Source organism: Methanohalophilus sp. (genome assembly GCF_030156785.1).
Lineage (GTDB): Archaea > Halobacteriota > Methanosarcinia > Methanosarcinales > Methanosarcinaceae > Methanohalophilus.
The window spans coordinates 161759-176198 of the sequence record NZ_JASGLW010000001.1 but is presented as its reverse complement, the minus strand read 5'-3'; the positions used below and the strand labels follow the sequence as shown (position 1 = coordinate 176198).

The 14440-nt window shown below is 40.5% G+C and carries 19 protein-coding genes and 2 tRNA genes; 14 read left to right on the top strand and 7 right to left on the bottom strand.

What is annotated here, in order from left to right:
- Window positions 1–6: 6 nt before the first annotated feature.
- From PWQ49_RS00945 to cofD, 4 genes are all read right to left on the bottom strand, one after another.
- On the bottom strand, window positions 7–465 hold the full coding sequence (locus PWQ49_RS00945) for a GIY-YIG nuclease family protein (RefSeq protein WP_300606535.1): 459 nt from the start codon (window positions 463–465) through the stop codon (window positions 7–9).
- 9 nt (window positions 466–474) lie between these two features.
- Entirely contained in the window at window positions 475–2805 is a 2331-nt protein-coding gene (locus PWQ49_RS00940; protein WP_300606534.1) for a DNA topoisomerase, read from the bottom strand.
- Window positions 2806–3361: 556 nt separating this feature from the next.
- Entirely contained in the window at window positions 3362–3697 is a 336-nt protein-coding gene (locus PWQ49_RS00935) for a hypothetical protein (protein WP_300606532.1), read from the bottom strand.
- A 136-nt stretch (window positions 3698–3833) separates the two neighbouring features.
- Entirely contained in the window at window positions 3834–4766 is a 933-nt protein-coding gene (gene cofD, locus PWQ49_RS00930; protein WP_300606531.1) for a 2-phospho-L-lactate transferase, read from the bottom strand.
- Between the two features lie 61 nt (window positions 4767–4827).
- On the opposite strand from cofD, the gene PWQ49_RS00925 reads away from it, so the two are divergent.
- Genes PWQ49_RS00925 through PWQ49_RS00915 form a run of 3 tightly spaced genes read left to right on the top strand, consistent with a single transcriptional unit; the run spans window position 4828 to window position 6940 of the window.
- Entirely contained in the window at window positions 4828–6021 is a 1194-nt protein-coding gene (locus PWQ49_RS00925; RefSeq protein WP_300606530.1) for an HD domain-containing protein, read from the top strand.
- Window positions 6022–6031: 10 nt separating this feature from the next.
- A complete protein-coding gene (locus PWQ49_RS00920) occupies window positions 6032–6388 on the top strand; it encodes a hypothetical protein (protein ID WP_300606529.1) in 357 nt (118 codons plus the stop codon).
- Complete coding sequence (locus PWQ49_RS00915; RefSeq protein WP_300606528.1) at window positions 6389–6940, top strand: UbiX family flavin prenyltransferase; 552 nt, start codon at window positions 6389–6391, stop codon at window positions 6938–6940.
- Window positions 6941–7028: 88 nt separating this feature from the next.
- Here the strand turns inward: PWQ49_RS00915 and PWQ49_RS00910 are convergent, their stop codons facing one another.
- Window positions 7029–7559, bottom strand: coding sequence for a universal stress protein (locus PWQ49_RS00910; RefSeq protein WP_300606526.1), 531 nt, complete (start codon window positions 7557–7559; stop codon window positions 7029–7031).
- Window positions 7560–7751: 192 nt separating this feature from the next.
- Here PWQ49_RS00910 and PWQ49_RS00905 point away from each other — a divergent pair.
- The 5 genes from PWQ49_RS00905 (at window position 7752) to PWQ49_RS00885 (ending at window position 9265) form a co-directional block, all read left to right on the top strand.
- Window positions 7752–7826 (top strand) — tRNA-Pro (locus PWQ49_RS00905).
- A gap of 55 nt (window positions 7827–7881) precedes the next feature.
- Window positions 7882–8157, top strand: coding sequence for a ubiquitin-like small modifier protein 1 (locus tag PWQ49_RS00900; RefSeq protein WP_300606524.1), 276 nt, complete (start codon window positions 7882–7884; stop codon window positions 8155–8157).
- A gap of 18 nt (window positions 8158–8175) precedes the next feature.
- The gene (gene crcB, locus PWQ49_RS00895) at window positions 8176–8547 is read left to right on the top strand and encodes a fluoride efflux transporter CrcB (protein WP_300606523.1); all 372 of its coding nucleotides are present in this window, start codon (window positions 8176–8178) and stop codon (window positions 8545–8547) included.
- Window positions 8548–8549: 2 nt separating this feature from the next.
- Entirely contained in the window at window positions 8550–8891 is a 342-nt protein-coding gene (locus PWQ49_RS00890; RefSeq protein ID WP_300606521.1) for a CrcB family protein, read from the top strand.
- Window positions 8892–8959: 68 nt separating this feature from the next.
- Entirely contained in the window at window positions 8960–9265 is a 306-nt protein-coding gene (locus PWQ49_RS00885) for a DUF190 domain-containing protein (protein ID WP_300606520.1), read from the top strand.
- 3 nt (window positions 9266–9268) lie between these two features.
- Here the strand turns inward: PWQ49_RS00885 and PWQ49_RS00880 are convergent, their stop codons facing one another.
- Complete coding sequence (locus PWQ49_RS00880) at window positions 9269–9529, bottom strand: YhbY family RNA-binding protein (protein ID WP_300606518.1); 261 nt, start codon at window positions 9527–9529, stop codon at window positions 9269–9271.
- A 68-nt stretch (window positions 9530–9597) separates the two neighbouring features.
- On the bottom strand, window positions 9598–10302 hold the full coding sequence (locus PWQ49_RS00875; RefSeq protein ID WP_300606516.1) for an ATPase domain-containing protein: 705 nt from the start codon (window positions 10300–10302) through the stop codon (window positions 9598–9600).
- Window positions 10303–10846: 544 nt separating this feature from the next.
- Between PWQ49_RS00875 and PWQ49_RS00870 the strand changes: the two genes are divergently transcribed.
- From PWQ49_RS00870 to PWQ49_RS00845, 6 genes are all read left to right on the top strand, one after another.
- Window positions 10847–11308 carry a 30S ribosomal protein S13 gene (locus tag PWQ49_RS00870; protein WP_300606514.1) on the top strand — a complete coding sequence of 154 codons (462 nt, stop codon included), beginning with the start codon at window positions 10847–10849 and terminating at the stop codon, window positions 11306–11308.
- A 12-nt stretch (window positions 11309–11320) separates the two neighbouring features.
- Entirely contained in the window at window positions 11321–11875 is a 555-nt protein-coding gene (locus tag PWQ49_RS00865) for a 30S ribosomal protein S4 (RefSeq protein ID WP_300606512.1), read from the top strand.
- Window positions 11876–11890: 15 nt separating this feature from the next.
- Window positions 11891–12271 (top strand): 30S ribosomal protein S11, encoded by a 381-nt coding sequence (locus PWQ49_RS00860; RefSeq protein WP_300606510.1) that lies wholly within the window; start codon window positions 11891–11893, stop codon window positions 12269–12271.
- Window positions 12272–12288: 17 nt separating this feature from the next.
- On the top strand, window positions 12289–13092 hold the full coding sequence (locus PWQ49_RS00855; protein WP_300606716.1) for a DNA-directed RNA polymerase subunit D: 804 nt from the start codon (window positions 12289–12291) through the stop codon (window positions 13090–13092).
- A gap of 42 nt (window positions 13093–13134) precedes the next feature.
- A tRNA-Leu gene (locus tag PWQ49_RS00850) sits at window positions 13135–13222 on the top strand.
- A gap of 296 nt (window positions 13223–13518) precedes the next feature.
- A complete protein-coding gene (locus PWQ49_RS00845; RefSeq protein ID WP_300606508.1) occupies window positions 13519–14385 on the top strand; it encodes an amidohydrolase family protein in 867 nt (288 codons plus the stop codon).
- The last annotated feature ends 55 nt before the right edge of the window (window positions 14386–14440 follow it).

Genomic DNA, 14440 nt, shown 5'->3' with positions numbered 1-14440 from the left:
GAGACCTCACTTGATCCCTTTTCCCAATATTTGCGGTATTTGATTTAGCCCTTCAATTACTTTCTTTATCTCTTCCACTGGGTAGCCCTGTCTGTAAAAAAGATGTGAATGACAGGAGCAATCTGAGCATCCAAAACCTAATATTCCCACATCAATCCTTTCTGCAAGCGCACATTCTATCCTTTCTTCGGATTCCACATATAAGACATCTTCAAGATTAAAAAATGGACTTAAGAGTAAGTAATCGATATGCCAGCGTGGTTTCTTAAAATAATCTTCTCCCCGATTTTCATATAAAGATATGTGTCGATACATTCGTTTCAGCCCACCCGGACCAAGTGCAGAACCAACATACACATAATAGCCAGTTTTGAATTCAATTTCTCCTAGACTACCAACTTTCTGTGTACAACCACCCGTTTTCAGGATAATACAATAAGTCCCTTTTGGAAAGCTGTCAACCAAAATTAATCCTCACAAAATATTCCTAAATTTTTTGGAGCAACGTTTGTTGATACAGAAGTGCCGGGCATCGCTGTCAGGTTCCTTGACCCGAACAATGCGCCAGCCGCATTCCTTACAAACCTCGTCACGCAGGGTAACCCTCCCTTTTGAAGGATAAGAACACGTGAATCCGCAGCGTTCACTGCAACCCACAAAACGGGATTTAGGAGTTTTTATCAAAATCATGTCCTTTCCACACTGAGGACATTTCCCAATTACAGTGGGTGGATAGCATTCCCTTTGTTTTTCACAGGTAAAACATGGACCAATGCCTACAGCCCAGAAATACTTGCCTCCGGCAACCTTGAGCACTGCCTGGCTACCCATTTTACACTGACGGGAGCGCATTACTTCAAGTGTACCCTGTCTGGGAATAGGATATGTATTCCGGCAATCAGGATAACCAGTGCAACCGACAAATCGTCCATTATCAGTACGTATGATGGTGAGTGCCCTCCCGCATTTATCGCAGATTCCTATGTAGTTGAGCTTATCTTTTGCAATTTTTTCATCTTGTATGGTGCCTGCTATCCTTGAAACCAGTTCCTGTCTTCTGGAAATTAGCTGCCCATACATTTGCTTAATGAGAATTACACCTTCATCCAGCGCATCATTTAAAGACTTCGTGCCATCTTCCACATCTTGGATAAGAGCCTCAATTCTTGCCCTGATCTCGGGTTGTATCAAAATAGGAACGCTTGACCCCAGTGCATCCATGAGGGTATAACCTGTATCTAGCATGGAAATTGTCTTGCCCTTTGTCTCAAAATAGCCTCGTTTCTTATTGGTTTCTATGTGAGAAGGAGCAGTTGCCTTTGTCCCGATTCCATGTTTATCCATGAGAGTCAGAAGTTCAGCCTCCGTCATTCGTTTAGGAGGAGAAGTTTCCGATTTGGTCTTTTTCAATTCATTTACACTAACAGTTTCTCCCTCTTTAACAAATGGGAGAAGTTTTTCCATAGAAGTTTCATAAGGATAAACTTCCATCCATCCCTTTTCCCTGAGAACGGAACCCTTTGAATCGAAAGGCTCGTCCTTGATATGAATTTCAAGACGGGTTTTCTCAAAAATTGCAGACTTCATGAGATTGGCAAGGTAATGCCTGACAATCATATCGTAGACATCCCATGCATTTGGATGTCTGACATATTTGTAAATTTCAGTTTTTGAAGCCGCTTTTATTGGATGGATTGGTGGGTGATCATGTCCATCCTTTTTGCCGTTGCGCGGAGAAATCTTATCTTCCAGTAGTTTGCTGACAATATCCCTGTAATCTTCAAGTTGGTGCAATGAAATCAGCATTGACTTGAAATCATGTTCTTCTTCGTAGCGGTTGGTCTCAGTCCTCGGATAACTGATAAATCCTGAAAGGTAGAGCTGTTCTGCAATTTCAAGGGCTTTATCTGGACTTATGCTGAAATACTTGGAAGCTCGCTTTAGGAATTCATTGGTATTTAGGGGATATGGTGGCTGAGAAGGTTGTTCTCTGACTTTTCTGATCATAACAGTTGCTTTATTGCATCCTTCAAGTTTCCTGTAGATTTCAGATGCTTTTACCTCGTCCCGCATCTTTCCATTGCGGTGCTGCCCTTCAAACAAAACTCCATTGGAATCAAAAACAGCTTCAATTTTCCAGAAATCCTCCGGTTTGAAGTTGCGAATAGCCTTTTCCCTTTCATAAACAAACCCGCATGTTGGAGTCTGACATGGACCAATTGAAAGAATATCCTTTGTTCGAGCTTTTTCCCGAACTGACAGGGTTACAAAGCGCGTGAAAGCCGCACCCATCTTGAGATCAAGGATCTGTCGTGCTTCTGCCGACATGGCAAGATTGGTATCGGGTTCCACAAGGTTTTCAAAGGCATTGTTGACCTCCTTTGCTGACAAGGATGAAAAGCGAGCACGTTTTACCGTGAACTTTCCGATCTTTCTGGCTATATCCATAGCTTCAAAGCCGATATTTTCTCCTTCACGGTCATAGTCACAGGCAAGAATTAACTGATCAGCCTCTTTCGCAAGAGATATTATGGCATTTGCATAATTGACTTTCGTAATCTGTTTTTGCGGTTCTGCCACGAGCAAGGAACCGGGGTCCACGGCTTTCCAGTCACTGTAAGATGGATCAAAATCGTATGACATAATATGGCCTGCAAGACCCATAATCTTCCAATCTGAGCCGTTTTTTGTAAAAGAATAAACCGGAAGGTCATTGACATAAATCCTCTTGCTGGACCCTTTGCTTAAAATCTCTGCAATCTTGGCCGCAGCTTTGTTTTTCTCTGCAAATACAACAATAGTCATGTTAGTTAGCAATTAGAAGTATTTGAAATTACATAAAGATAGCTGGAAAAAGCAACTCAGCGACCTATCAAACCAGATGTTTGGAAATTCAGAAAACATTCTAAACAAAGCTGAATGGCACTTTTCATCACAATAAAGATTTTAGCAGTGCTTTTATTGGTAGTGTGGAAGCAAATGTGTTTCCCTTGCCAACTTCACTTTTGACTCTGATTTTGCCAACATACATCTTCCACATGTCGTTTAACAAAAGATTATTGAATTTGACAGTTATCGCCAGTGGTGAAAACTGTCAAACTTATGATCAAAATAATAAAAGCACTTGAATTTGAAAATTAATGGAAAAATATACAGAGCTATCAAATCTCTTACTATTATTTTGTAGTTGTATTTGTATTTGTATTTACTATGGGGAATAGGATAACATCAACCAGAGATACAAATTACTGGTATATTCCGGAAATGGGAGGGATAATTGAATTTGACATTACTTGTTCTGTGGCCCAATTACAAGGCGACTTTCATGAGCTGTATTCCCATATGAATCATTAATTTTGATCTAAATTTCATATTTTGAAGAAGCATCTCTTTGAATTTCTATTACAATTGGATTATTGATAGAAACATTCTCATATAATTTATTATTCTTATTTATTATCGTATCCTTATCCTTCGTTATGCTATAACTTGCATAATAATCACCTGAATAATTTGAAGTTCGAAGATTATAGATAAATACCAACTCATCACTCGAAGAATAGCATTCACTGAAAAATAAATCTCTATCAAATTCTTCTTCAGTAGAAGAAGTATAATAGCTGGAAATACTCAAACCCGCAAATACTAATACAATAATCAACATATTTCCCAGAAAAAGTTTCATCGCAAATCTCATCAAAAATCTCCATTAGTAGATTTGGTCTTGCTTTTATAAATACCAATGAGTATATATCTGAACCAGTTACATAATTCCTTCTTGTATATACCCATGTTTTTTTGATAAGTCTTGGATTTTTTAGTGCTAATTTAATTCAGCGGCTTGTATTTAACTCATCAAATATACGAATGATCGATTCTGAAAGAGTTTTACTGACTTCGACTGATTTCATTAGGGTATTTTCTTGCCTTACGCTACAACCCAATGATTCAATTTCATGAACATCGGAAGTATCCTTTGAGTCTATTACCATGACATCCAGAAATTCAGCGTAACATTCCGCAACCCCTTTTGTAGATACATCATAGCCTTTTGCCGCCATTAGCTTACCTGCAGGGCCACTCACTGGTTTATTACCAATTATGGGGCTTATTGCAACCACATTTTTATCTTTGAGGATGTCAACCATACCCGGCAAAGCAAGAATTGGTCCGATGCTGGTGATGGGATTGCTCGGTCCGATGAGTATATTATCCTCTTTTTCAAGTAGCTCTAAAACCAAAGGAGTTATTGAAGCCTTTTCAATGCCCTCTATTTTCACGTCAGTAACATTGGGAAGACCACGTTTGCTCACCCAAAAATCCTGGAAATGAAGCATACCCTTGGGAGTTTCGATGTAAGTTGAAACCGAGTCATCAGTCATGGGATATATTCCCGCAGAAATCCCGAAATATCTGCACAGCTCACGGATGCTTTCCGTTAATGACAATCCGTTTCGCAACAGTTCTGTGCGCATGATGTGGGTGGCCCTGTCAATATCACCTATCATCATACCCTCGTCAAACCCTGCATCCAATAGTGCCTGATGGGTGTGGAAAGTATCATTTTCTACTCCCCACCATTTGTTCCGATCAATCTTTTCAGAAAAAAGGTAGAGGATAGTATCAATATCCGGAGTGATAAGATTCCCGCTCACCCATACGTCTTCAGCAGTATTTACCACAACATGAATATCTTCATGGGGTAAAATATGTTTCAAACCGTCAAGCAGTTTGGGGGTTCCTGTACCACCTGAAAAAATAATCATTTTCAAAATCTCCATTGCAGTAGCAGAAACACCATTATATGAGAAACACTATTTAAACCATATGAAAGTCGTGAGGGATCCTGTACACGGATACATTGAACTTGACAAACTTGCTATCTCTCTTATCGACACATCGCCTTTGCAAAGATTAAGGAGAATACGGCAACTCGGGTTTTCTAATCTTGTATATCCTGGAGCAAATCACAGCCGTTTTGAACATTCCCTTGGGACAATGCATCTTGCATCCATGTTAACAGAACAAATAGAGGCTTCTGAGGACGATAAAAACGAACTAAGGGCTGCTGCATTGCTTCATGATATAGGTCATGGGCCACTTTCTCATGTCACTGAAGACTTGATAGAAAAGTATACCCGCACAAAACATGAAGATGTCAAGTCCATTCTCAAAAAAGAAGAAATCTCAGGCATTTGTGATGAACATGGATTAAGCATTTCAAATATTGCCGATCATATCATGGGTAAAACCGCTCTTGGACAGATAATTAACAGCGAAATTGATGTTGACAGGATGGATTATCTCATAAGGGATGCTCATTATACAGGAGTTGCTTACGGCATAATCGATCATATTCGAATGATCCATAAAATGCAATTTCACGAAAACCGGCTTGTGGTAACAGAAGGAGGTCTTAATGCGGCGGAGTCGCTGCTTGTATCAAGATTCCTTATGTACCCAACTGTTTATTTTCACCATGTTTCAAGGATTGCTGAATCAATGTTTAATCGTGCTGTTGAAGAACTTATATTAAACGATAAACTAAATCCGCAAAGACTCCGAAGAATGGATGACAGCCAGATTTTTGAGTTCCTTCGCAATGACGACGGCTATCCCGGGGAAATGATGAGGAGAATTAACGAACGCCAGCTATACAAAAGAGCGCTTTATGCCGGATTTGAAAGCGTGGATGAAAATGTATTAAAACAACGCAAGCACATCCACAGGATCGAGAAAGAAATCGCAGAGGATGCAGGTGTTGAGGAAAAGGAGGTCCTTGTCGATATCCCCAGACTATCACAGATTGAGGAAATGAACGCCCTGATCAGATCCAATGGGAAAATGCTCTACCTTGATCAGGCTTCACATATTGTTGCAACACTGGAAAATGCGCATCGGGATAACTGGCGCATGGGTGTTTATACGCCAAAAGAACATCGTGAAAAGGTCAAGAAGGTAGCGGAATCCTTCTTTGATTTGAAAAAACAAACGCGCCAGTATAAATTGACTGATCTTTGAGGTATTCCAGATGCAGACGATTGAACACCTGACTTCAAGGGGTAAACTGTCCCTTAGTTATACTCAGCTTGGAAATGATCTCATAGCTATTCTTTCCGGAGGAGATCAGCACATGGGGGCAGTGGCTGTTTCAACATATGACAACCACAAAGGATTTACCTCATCTTCCGTCATTACTATTCCGGGACATCTGGACGACCTTATAAGTTACCCCCTGTCCCGCTTGATTAGTGAAGCAATCTCAAAGAATGTCGTATTCATAACGGGAATCCATTTTGACAATATCACCAAAGACGAAATTGAGGAAATAACAGCAGTATCTTATGAAATGGCAGACGAACTTATCAATATTATAGAGGGAGACTAAATGGAAATTGCAATCGGTATTAGTGGGGCATCAGGTGCACAATATGGAATTCGTTTGCTTGAAGTGCTTTCTGAAATGGGAATTACAACACACCTCATAATCACAAATAATGCAGAGCAGATTATTAGCATAGAAACAGAATACGATATTGAGAACATCAAGAAACTTGCCGATTCAGTTTATGATGAGAGAGACTTCACTGCACCTATTGCCAGCGGGTCCCATAAGTATGATGCACTTATCGTGGCTCCATGTAGTATGAAGACTGTAGCTGCAATCGCAAATGGTTTTTCAGATAACCTCATTGAGAGAGCAGCTGATGTTTGTCTGAAAGAAGGAAGAAAAGTCATTCTTATGGTCAGAGAAACCCCATTTAGCCAGATACATCTTGAGAATCTTCTCAAACTTAAGCAGGTAGGTGCAGACATCCTGCCGGCATCTCCCGCATTCTATAATCATCCTGCAACCATTGATGATCTTATCAACTTCATGGTAGGAAGGGTTCTGGATCTTTTGAGAATTGACAACGACATCTACAAAAGGTGGAAATAACCTGATGATCCCTTCTTCAGATATTCCCATATATCAGGCTTATGCAATCATATCAATGCACTATTGATAGCGTTAAATCGAATTCTGTTTAACGGACTACAAGAACTTGCACACCGCAATTCCTGACAACCTTCTCTGCCACACTCCCTAACAGGAACCTATTATCAGCAGTTTTCCCCAGTGTCCCGAGTACAACCAAATCAACATCATTCTTTTCTGCAAAGTCAATGATCTGCTGAGCCGGCTGCCCCTTGAGCAGTACAGATTCAACATTGACACCATTCTCATTGCCCAGTCTTTCCACATAGGCAATTGCCTCTTCACCCTGGCGGATCAAGTTCATCTCGTGTTCTTTTTTCAACCTGGCATCTGTTATCCGGGCTATTTCAAGCCACTGTTTGTCAGTGAGATCTTCGATTGTTTTGGGTTTCATGGCTTCTATCCAGTCCACAACTGCCGGATTCTGACAAAAGTCTTTACTGTCTGTTTTAAGGACATATAAAGCGTATACTTTTGCCTTGCTCAACCTTGCGATTTCAATGCCTGATTCTGCTGCCTTGTTGGCATTCTTCGAACCATCAGTCGCTATCAGTATCTTTTCATAGCTGCTTTTATACACTCCATTACCCCCATTCTATGGTATGTGAAAATATATCGATTAAAAATATGGATTCACTATGTATAATGTTGTCGCAAAAAACAGTATTCAATCAATCGAGATCATAATGTATGGTGGGAATTATGCTCTATAGATGCGCTTTCAATAGTTAGATATATTAACTAGAAGGTGTATGTAAGAGACAGACAAGGCGGGATAGTAGGGTAGCCTGGTCCATCCTCGAGCGTTTGGGACGCTTGGACTGCGGTTCAAATCCGCGCTATCCCATATCAAATATTTTTTTGTGGATAGGTTTATAAGCATCGATTACAATCTGCCAGCCATGTCTCTGAAAAAAGTAAAGCTTTTTGCTAATTTGCGCGAGGCTGCAGGGACTTCAGCTGTGGAGATCCCAGGAGATGATATCAAGGAACTCCTTGATAACCTGATAGCAAAATACCCATCCCTTGAAGAGATAGTGCTGGAAGAAGATGGGAAAATAAGGGGATATATCAACATCCTTGTGAATGGGAACAACATACAACATCTTGACGGTTTGGACACCAGAGTTTCAGATTCCGATGAAATCGCCATGTTCCCACCGGTATCCGGTGGATAAATAAATAGGAGGACTTATTTGAAGACTCCTCTTCCTGTTTTTTATGTTGCTTCAGGAGGCTTTCTGGGTACAGTAAGCCGCTATATAGTTTCCGCATGCCTTTATAGTCCAATTGACATTTTTTTTGTGAATGTGATAGGAAGTTTCCTGCTTGGATTATTGATATATTACTTTGAATACGCAGGTTCTTCATCCTCAAACCTGAAACTATTTCTTGGAATCGGATTCATGGGTTCTTTCACCACATTTTCTACTTTTATTATGCAGACAGTTACAATGAGTTCTTTGTCGGCAATGGCAAACGTTGCAGGAAATGTTGGAATCGCACTACTTGCTGTATATATCGCACGTGCAGGAACAGTTTTCTACCAAAAAAAGAGGTGGTTGTAAAAATGGTAACTTTTGTGAGTATCCTGCTTGTAGGATTTGGTGGAAGTATCGGGGCCTGTCTTCGTTTCCTAGTTTCTGGAGCAGTTCCTTCAACTAGGGGTCTGCCCTTGGGCACCTTAACCGTAAACACAATTGGAAGCTTTGTCCTTGCTTTTCTGGTATATTCTACAATCAAAACTGACATTATTTACCCAATAACCATTGGAACACTGGGTTCATTCACAACCTTCTCCACTTTTGCCTATGAGTCATTTCACCTTATGGAAGAGGGTTCATTTTATCTCTCTCTCACAAATATAGTTTCAAATATAACCTTCTGCCTAATTGGAGCTGGAGCTGGATAGATGCTGGCAACCTTAATCTAACCCTACTGACATAACAGTAAAGTGGTGAGAAATTGGATCATGCCCTCATGACTATATACCTGAGCGAAAATAACCAGCTTGAAGGAAGACCTGCATACGAGGCAATTATTGAATTGCTAAAAGAAAGGAAAATTGCAGGGGCAACTGCTTTTCGTGGAATTGAAGGCTATGGTGTTCACAGCAAAATACACACATCCGGGATCCTTCGGCTATCCACTGAGCTTCCTGTGATAATTCATGTGGTTGAAACCGAAGAAAAAATAAAGGAAATTATTCCCCTTCTTAAAGAACTACTTCCCAATGAACTGATAATAAGCCAGAAAATAGATGTGGTTTCAGGCGAAGGGTTTTAACCCTTATCTGTAAAGTACAACAACACGACCCCTGACATCAATAAGTTCACTTGAAGTCAGGCGACTTAATTCCCCTCCTAATGCTTTTATATCCATATCCTCTTCGGCACTCCGGAGGATCTTGATCTTAATAAGACGGTGGACCTTGAGTTGTTTTTTTATTTCATCAATAACCGAATCATCAAGTCCGTTTTTACCAACATTAAGCAGGGGCTTTAGCTGCGAAGCCTCAGATTTTAGTTGCAGCTGTTTTGTCTTCTCCATTATTAACACCTAATGCTCAGAAAGTGTGATCGTATATATAGCTGTTTGTGAAAATAACAAACGATCGATCAGCCTTCAATTTCGGAAAATACTATTTTAGAGTCTTCAATGACATAGTCAAACCAAGGGGTCGGACGCGGGGACAAACCTACAACCCGGATCATATAACTAGATTCATGTTCTTTAATTTCTATCAGACCGTCAAACAACTGTTTTAAAGTTGCAATTGTCTGAGGATCATGCATTTTGTCATCCACGACAAATAAGCCCAGCCCTTTGGCGGCTTTTATGCGGCCGGTAAAAACGTGAAGGAAACGGAAAACTGTCTGCAAATTGGAATACATCAGAATGGTAGAAACAGAATTGATACACACACGAATTGGTGGATTATCTTTTTTCATCCAGAGCTCCTCAAAATACTGACTCATACGCACACCTATACCGGTGAGATCTACAGGACTTGACGCTCTTTTTATATTATCTGTGTCTTCTGCATCAATTCCAAGAGTCCTTGTAACACAATCTATTATCCCAAAACAGGATGTATCTATATTATGATCGCGTTTCTGGAACCATTCCAGAATATTTTCACCCACTTCGCAGGTCGAAACAAAAATAGAAGCATTGCTATCAATCAGCCCAGCATAAAGAATATTATTGACTATGCTGTCCTTTCCACTCATAGGAGGACCTAAAACCATAAGGTTTGTCCCTCCATTGATACCACCGATAAGATCATCAATTTCATTTATTCCCAGCAAATATCCGTCCATAGGTCCCTTCCATAATGCTGAGGAGCTAATAAATCCTCATAAATATATGATACACACCACATACTAACTTATGTGAGAAATCATTAATAATACTATCCTTATGTGGATGGTTTTAAAATGATAAATCCAGTTTCAAAAATATAAATAGTACATCTCCCTCTCACAGTTTGAGGGGTATTAAATAGAATTTACAAAACTTTCTGATGAACAATGAGAATTTAAAAAATTAGCAAGCGGATATTAAAGGTTCAATGCACTTTTCAAGGATTTGCTGGATATTAAATGTTTCATGTTCTGCTGGAGAAAAGTATAAAGGATTTATGAAACAGGTTCAAAGATAGTTCTCTTACAACGTGTACCACCTTGAATAAGAGAGATTCATAAAGATCACTTTCCTTTTGTGACAATTAAGGTTATATACCAAAAAGGGTATATTGAGCCAAGCCTGTCAGACTTTATAACTATTTTATGAGCTGACTGACTGTGTCGAAACCTTGTGTTTCGGGGCTACGGGATGTGTTTTGCATCCTTAAGGAGGAAAACAATGGCAGATGATGAAATTCAGCAAGATGAAATTAGACATCTTGTCCGTATAATGAATACGGACCTTCAGGGCAGTCAACCCGTTCAATATGCTCTTACAGGTATCAAGGGCATCGGTAGGAGAACTGCGCGTATTATTACAGAAGCTACAGGTATTGATCCAACTGCAACAATTGGTTATCTTCCAGAGGAAGATATTGCCAAACTGGATGAAACTATTAGCACTTTTGAACAGCATCTTCCAAACTGGATGCTTAACAGGCGTAAGGATCTTGCAACTGGTGAAGACAAACACCTTTTAGGTCAGGATATTATAATGACCATAAGAGAAGATATCAATGATCTCAAGAAAGTTCGTGCATATCGTGGTCTCAGGCACGAAAGAGGTCTCAAGGTACGCGGCCAGAGAACTAAATCCACCGGCAGGAAAGGCTCAACTATTGGTGTCAGTAAGAAGAAGTGAAGGTGATTATGAATGGGTTATCCAGGAAAGAAGCGAAAAAGCTATGACACCCCAAATCATCCATGGCAAGCTGCCAGGATGGCAAATGAAGTTGAACTTGTCAAGAAATATGGGTTAAGGAACAAGAGGGAACTCTGGAAAGCGCACAGTATCCTTCGCCGCTATCGGGCTGATGCAAGGCGTCTGCTTGCGGAATCTGCAGAATCAGAGCTTTCAGGTCACGCCAAGACAGAAGCAGACCAGATTCTTTCAAAGCTTATCAGATACTCAATTCTCAAACCAGATTCCAAAGTTGATGACATTCTTGGTCTCACCACAGAAGCTGTGTTGGAGCGCAGATTGCAGACTGTCGTCCATAGGCTAGGTCTTGCAAGAACTTCAAAACAGGCTCGCCAGTTCATCACGCATGGACATATTGCAATTGATGGGCAAAAAGTTACAGTTCCAAGCATGTTGATCTCCAAGGAAGATGAAATGAAAATAGATTACTACAAGAAATCACCACTAGTCAGTGAATCCCATCCAGAAAGACCTGCTCAGGTGGCATCATCCCTTGTAGAGGAGTAAACAGGAGGTTAAATAATGGCAGATGGAATTTGGGCCGTTGCACATATTAAATGTTCGTTCAATAACACTATTATCACCATTACTGATATCACTGGTGCTGAAACCATTGCAAAGTCTTCAGGTGGTATGGTTGTTAAGGCTGCAAGAGATGAGAGTTCTCCATACACTGCTATGCAGATGGCAGGACATCTGGCTGATATCCTTAAGGACAAGGGCATAGTAGGTGTTCATATCCGGGTGCGCGCACCTGGTGGAAACAAACAGAGAAGCCCAGGTCCGGGCGCACAGGCAGCCATAAGGGCATTTGCTCGTGCCGGCATAAGGATAGGTCGTATTGAAGATGTAACACCTGTCCCACATGACGGAACTCGTCCAAAAGGTGGCAGGCGTGTATAATAAAGGAGCTGAGGATCCTGATTATGGAAGTTGATTTACTGGAATTATCCGACCGTTCTGCAAGATTCATCCTTTCAGGAGTAGATGCATCGTTTGCAAACGGATTGAGGCGGGCTATGCTCGCCGATGTTCCTACATTGGCAATTGAAGAAGTTGGTATTTACAACAACACATCAGTGCTCTATGACGAACAAATCGGTCTCAGGTTGGCACTTATTCCTATTGCTACGAACTATGACGAGTTCGTACCACACACCGAATGCTCGTGTGAAGACGGATGTCCGGCATGCAGTGTAACGTTCACGCTCAGTGTGGAAGCAGAGGATGAGGATCGCATGGTATACTCCGGCGACCTTGTTTCTTCAGATCCGAAAGTTTCTCCTGCAGATTCCAGTATTCCTATTGTCCTGCTCAAACCCGGTCAAAAGTTGGTTTTGGAAGCAACTGCAACGATGGGATTTGGACATGATCATGCCAGATGGCAGGCAGGCGTTGCTTGTGGGTACAAGAACCTACCTGTAATTGAGATCCATGATTGTGACCGCTGTGGTGCATGTGTTAAAGCCTGCCCAAGGTCTCTCATAACTCTTGATGCAGATTCTGCAAAAGTTGCCGCAGATGACGTGTTGAAGTGCTCTCTCTGCAAACTTTGTGCAGATGCATGTGATATTAATGCCATCAATGTAAGTGAAGATGTAAATTCATTTATTTTCACTATGGAATCAGATGGCTCCTATAGTGCTCAACAGTTAATTATAAATGCAGTTAGTACTATTAAGGAAAAAGCTTCCAGGCTCAATAAGATTCTGGAGGAGCTGTAACAGGAAGGACTTCAAAATCTTTCCTATTTTATGACTCCCTGTGCGGGGGTTGCCGAGCCAGGCCAAAGGCGCTAGGTTGAGGGCCTAGTTTCGTAGGAATCCGCGAGTTCGAATCTCGTCCCCCGCACCAATAATACTGTTTTTTAGTTCCCTGATATGTTTCTGGGTAACTTCCTTATGGAAGCTCATTGGAAAATTTGTGATGAAGTACACACCCTTATGAAAAGTACCTTCCCCTTTGAAAACTTTAAAGGTCTTTTTCAATTAATCCTCCGTTAGGTTATGTATGATTAAGTATTATAATTTGTTATTCAGAGCTTTGTAGTAATGGTATGTTAGAGCGTCTCTGCATGCCACTTATACATCTCAAAATCGACTAGCTTTAGCTTTGGATCCATCTGGGTCTCTTGGTTGGTTGGTGAAAAAATGAAAATAAGAATCAATGATGCCCACTGTCACTATGGTACTAACTCACTTTTCATGACAATGGCTTTGAGACCAACAAGAAAGTTCAGCAATGAGCTCGGAGAACTGCAAAAGATCATGGATCTGAATAATGTGGAAAATTGTGTTCTTTTTGCCCAACCAGAACCTGCTAACACTTTTGGACATATCTGGAGAGGTCTTTATTATCACCTTTGGAACATCTCTACGGATTCCCAGGAGCCATATTTTGGCTGGGAAATCAATTATGTTAAATCAAATGAAGAAATTTCAAAAATCAAGGATAATCGTGTGAATTTCATACCTTTCCTTTCTGCAAACGATGGCATTGGAGAAATTGAAAAGTATATTGATGAGCGTGGTAACCCTCCCCGTGGAATCAAATATTATGGTATTTATGGCGACATCCCAAATGAAAAGATTCTCGATTACATGAATGAGCATAAAATGAATATGGTGCTGCACCTTCCTATGAAATGCAGGATATGCCCGCAGAAGCTTCTTGAAAAGGTAAGTATGTATCCAGATATTAAATTCCAGCTTGCACATATGGGGGATGGAATTCCGGAAATACTAAGTTCATTGTGGGAGTTTGACAACCTTTATCTTGATACTGCAATGTTCACAAATGAGTCCTATCAAAACCTGTACAAAAAGCATGGAACCACGATGGAAGATATGTTCATGAATGCTCCTGAGGGAAAAATTATTTTTGGATCAGATGAACCATGGGCATCTCTGGAAGAACAAGTAAATCAGATTGCTGATATGCAATACAACGGTATTTTTTCTGCAAAAGATGCTGATAAGGTCCTGTACCAGAATGCTAAAGATGTCTGGAATCTCTAAATGATTATATTTTTAAAAGAGATTCTAATGCCATCTTCTATCGGATTTTTTCTTT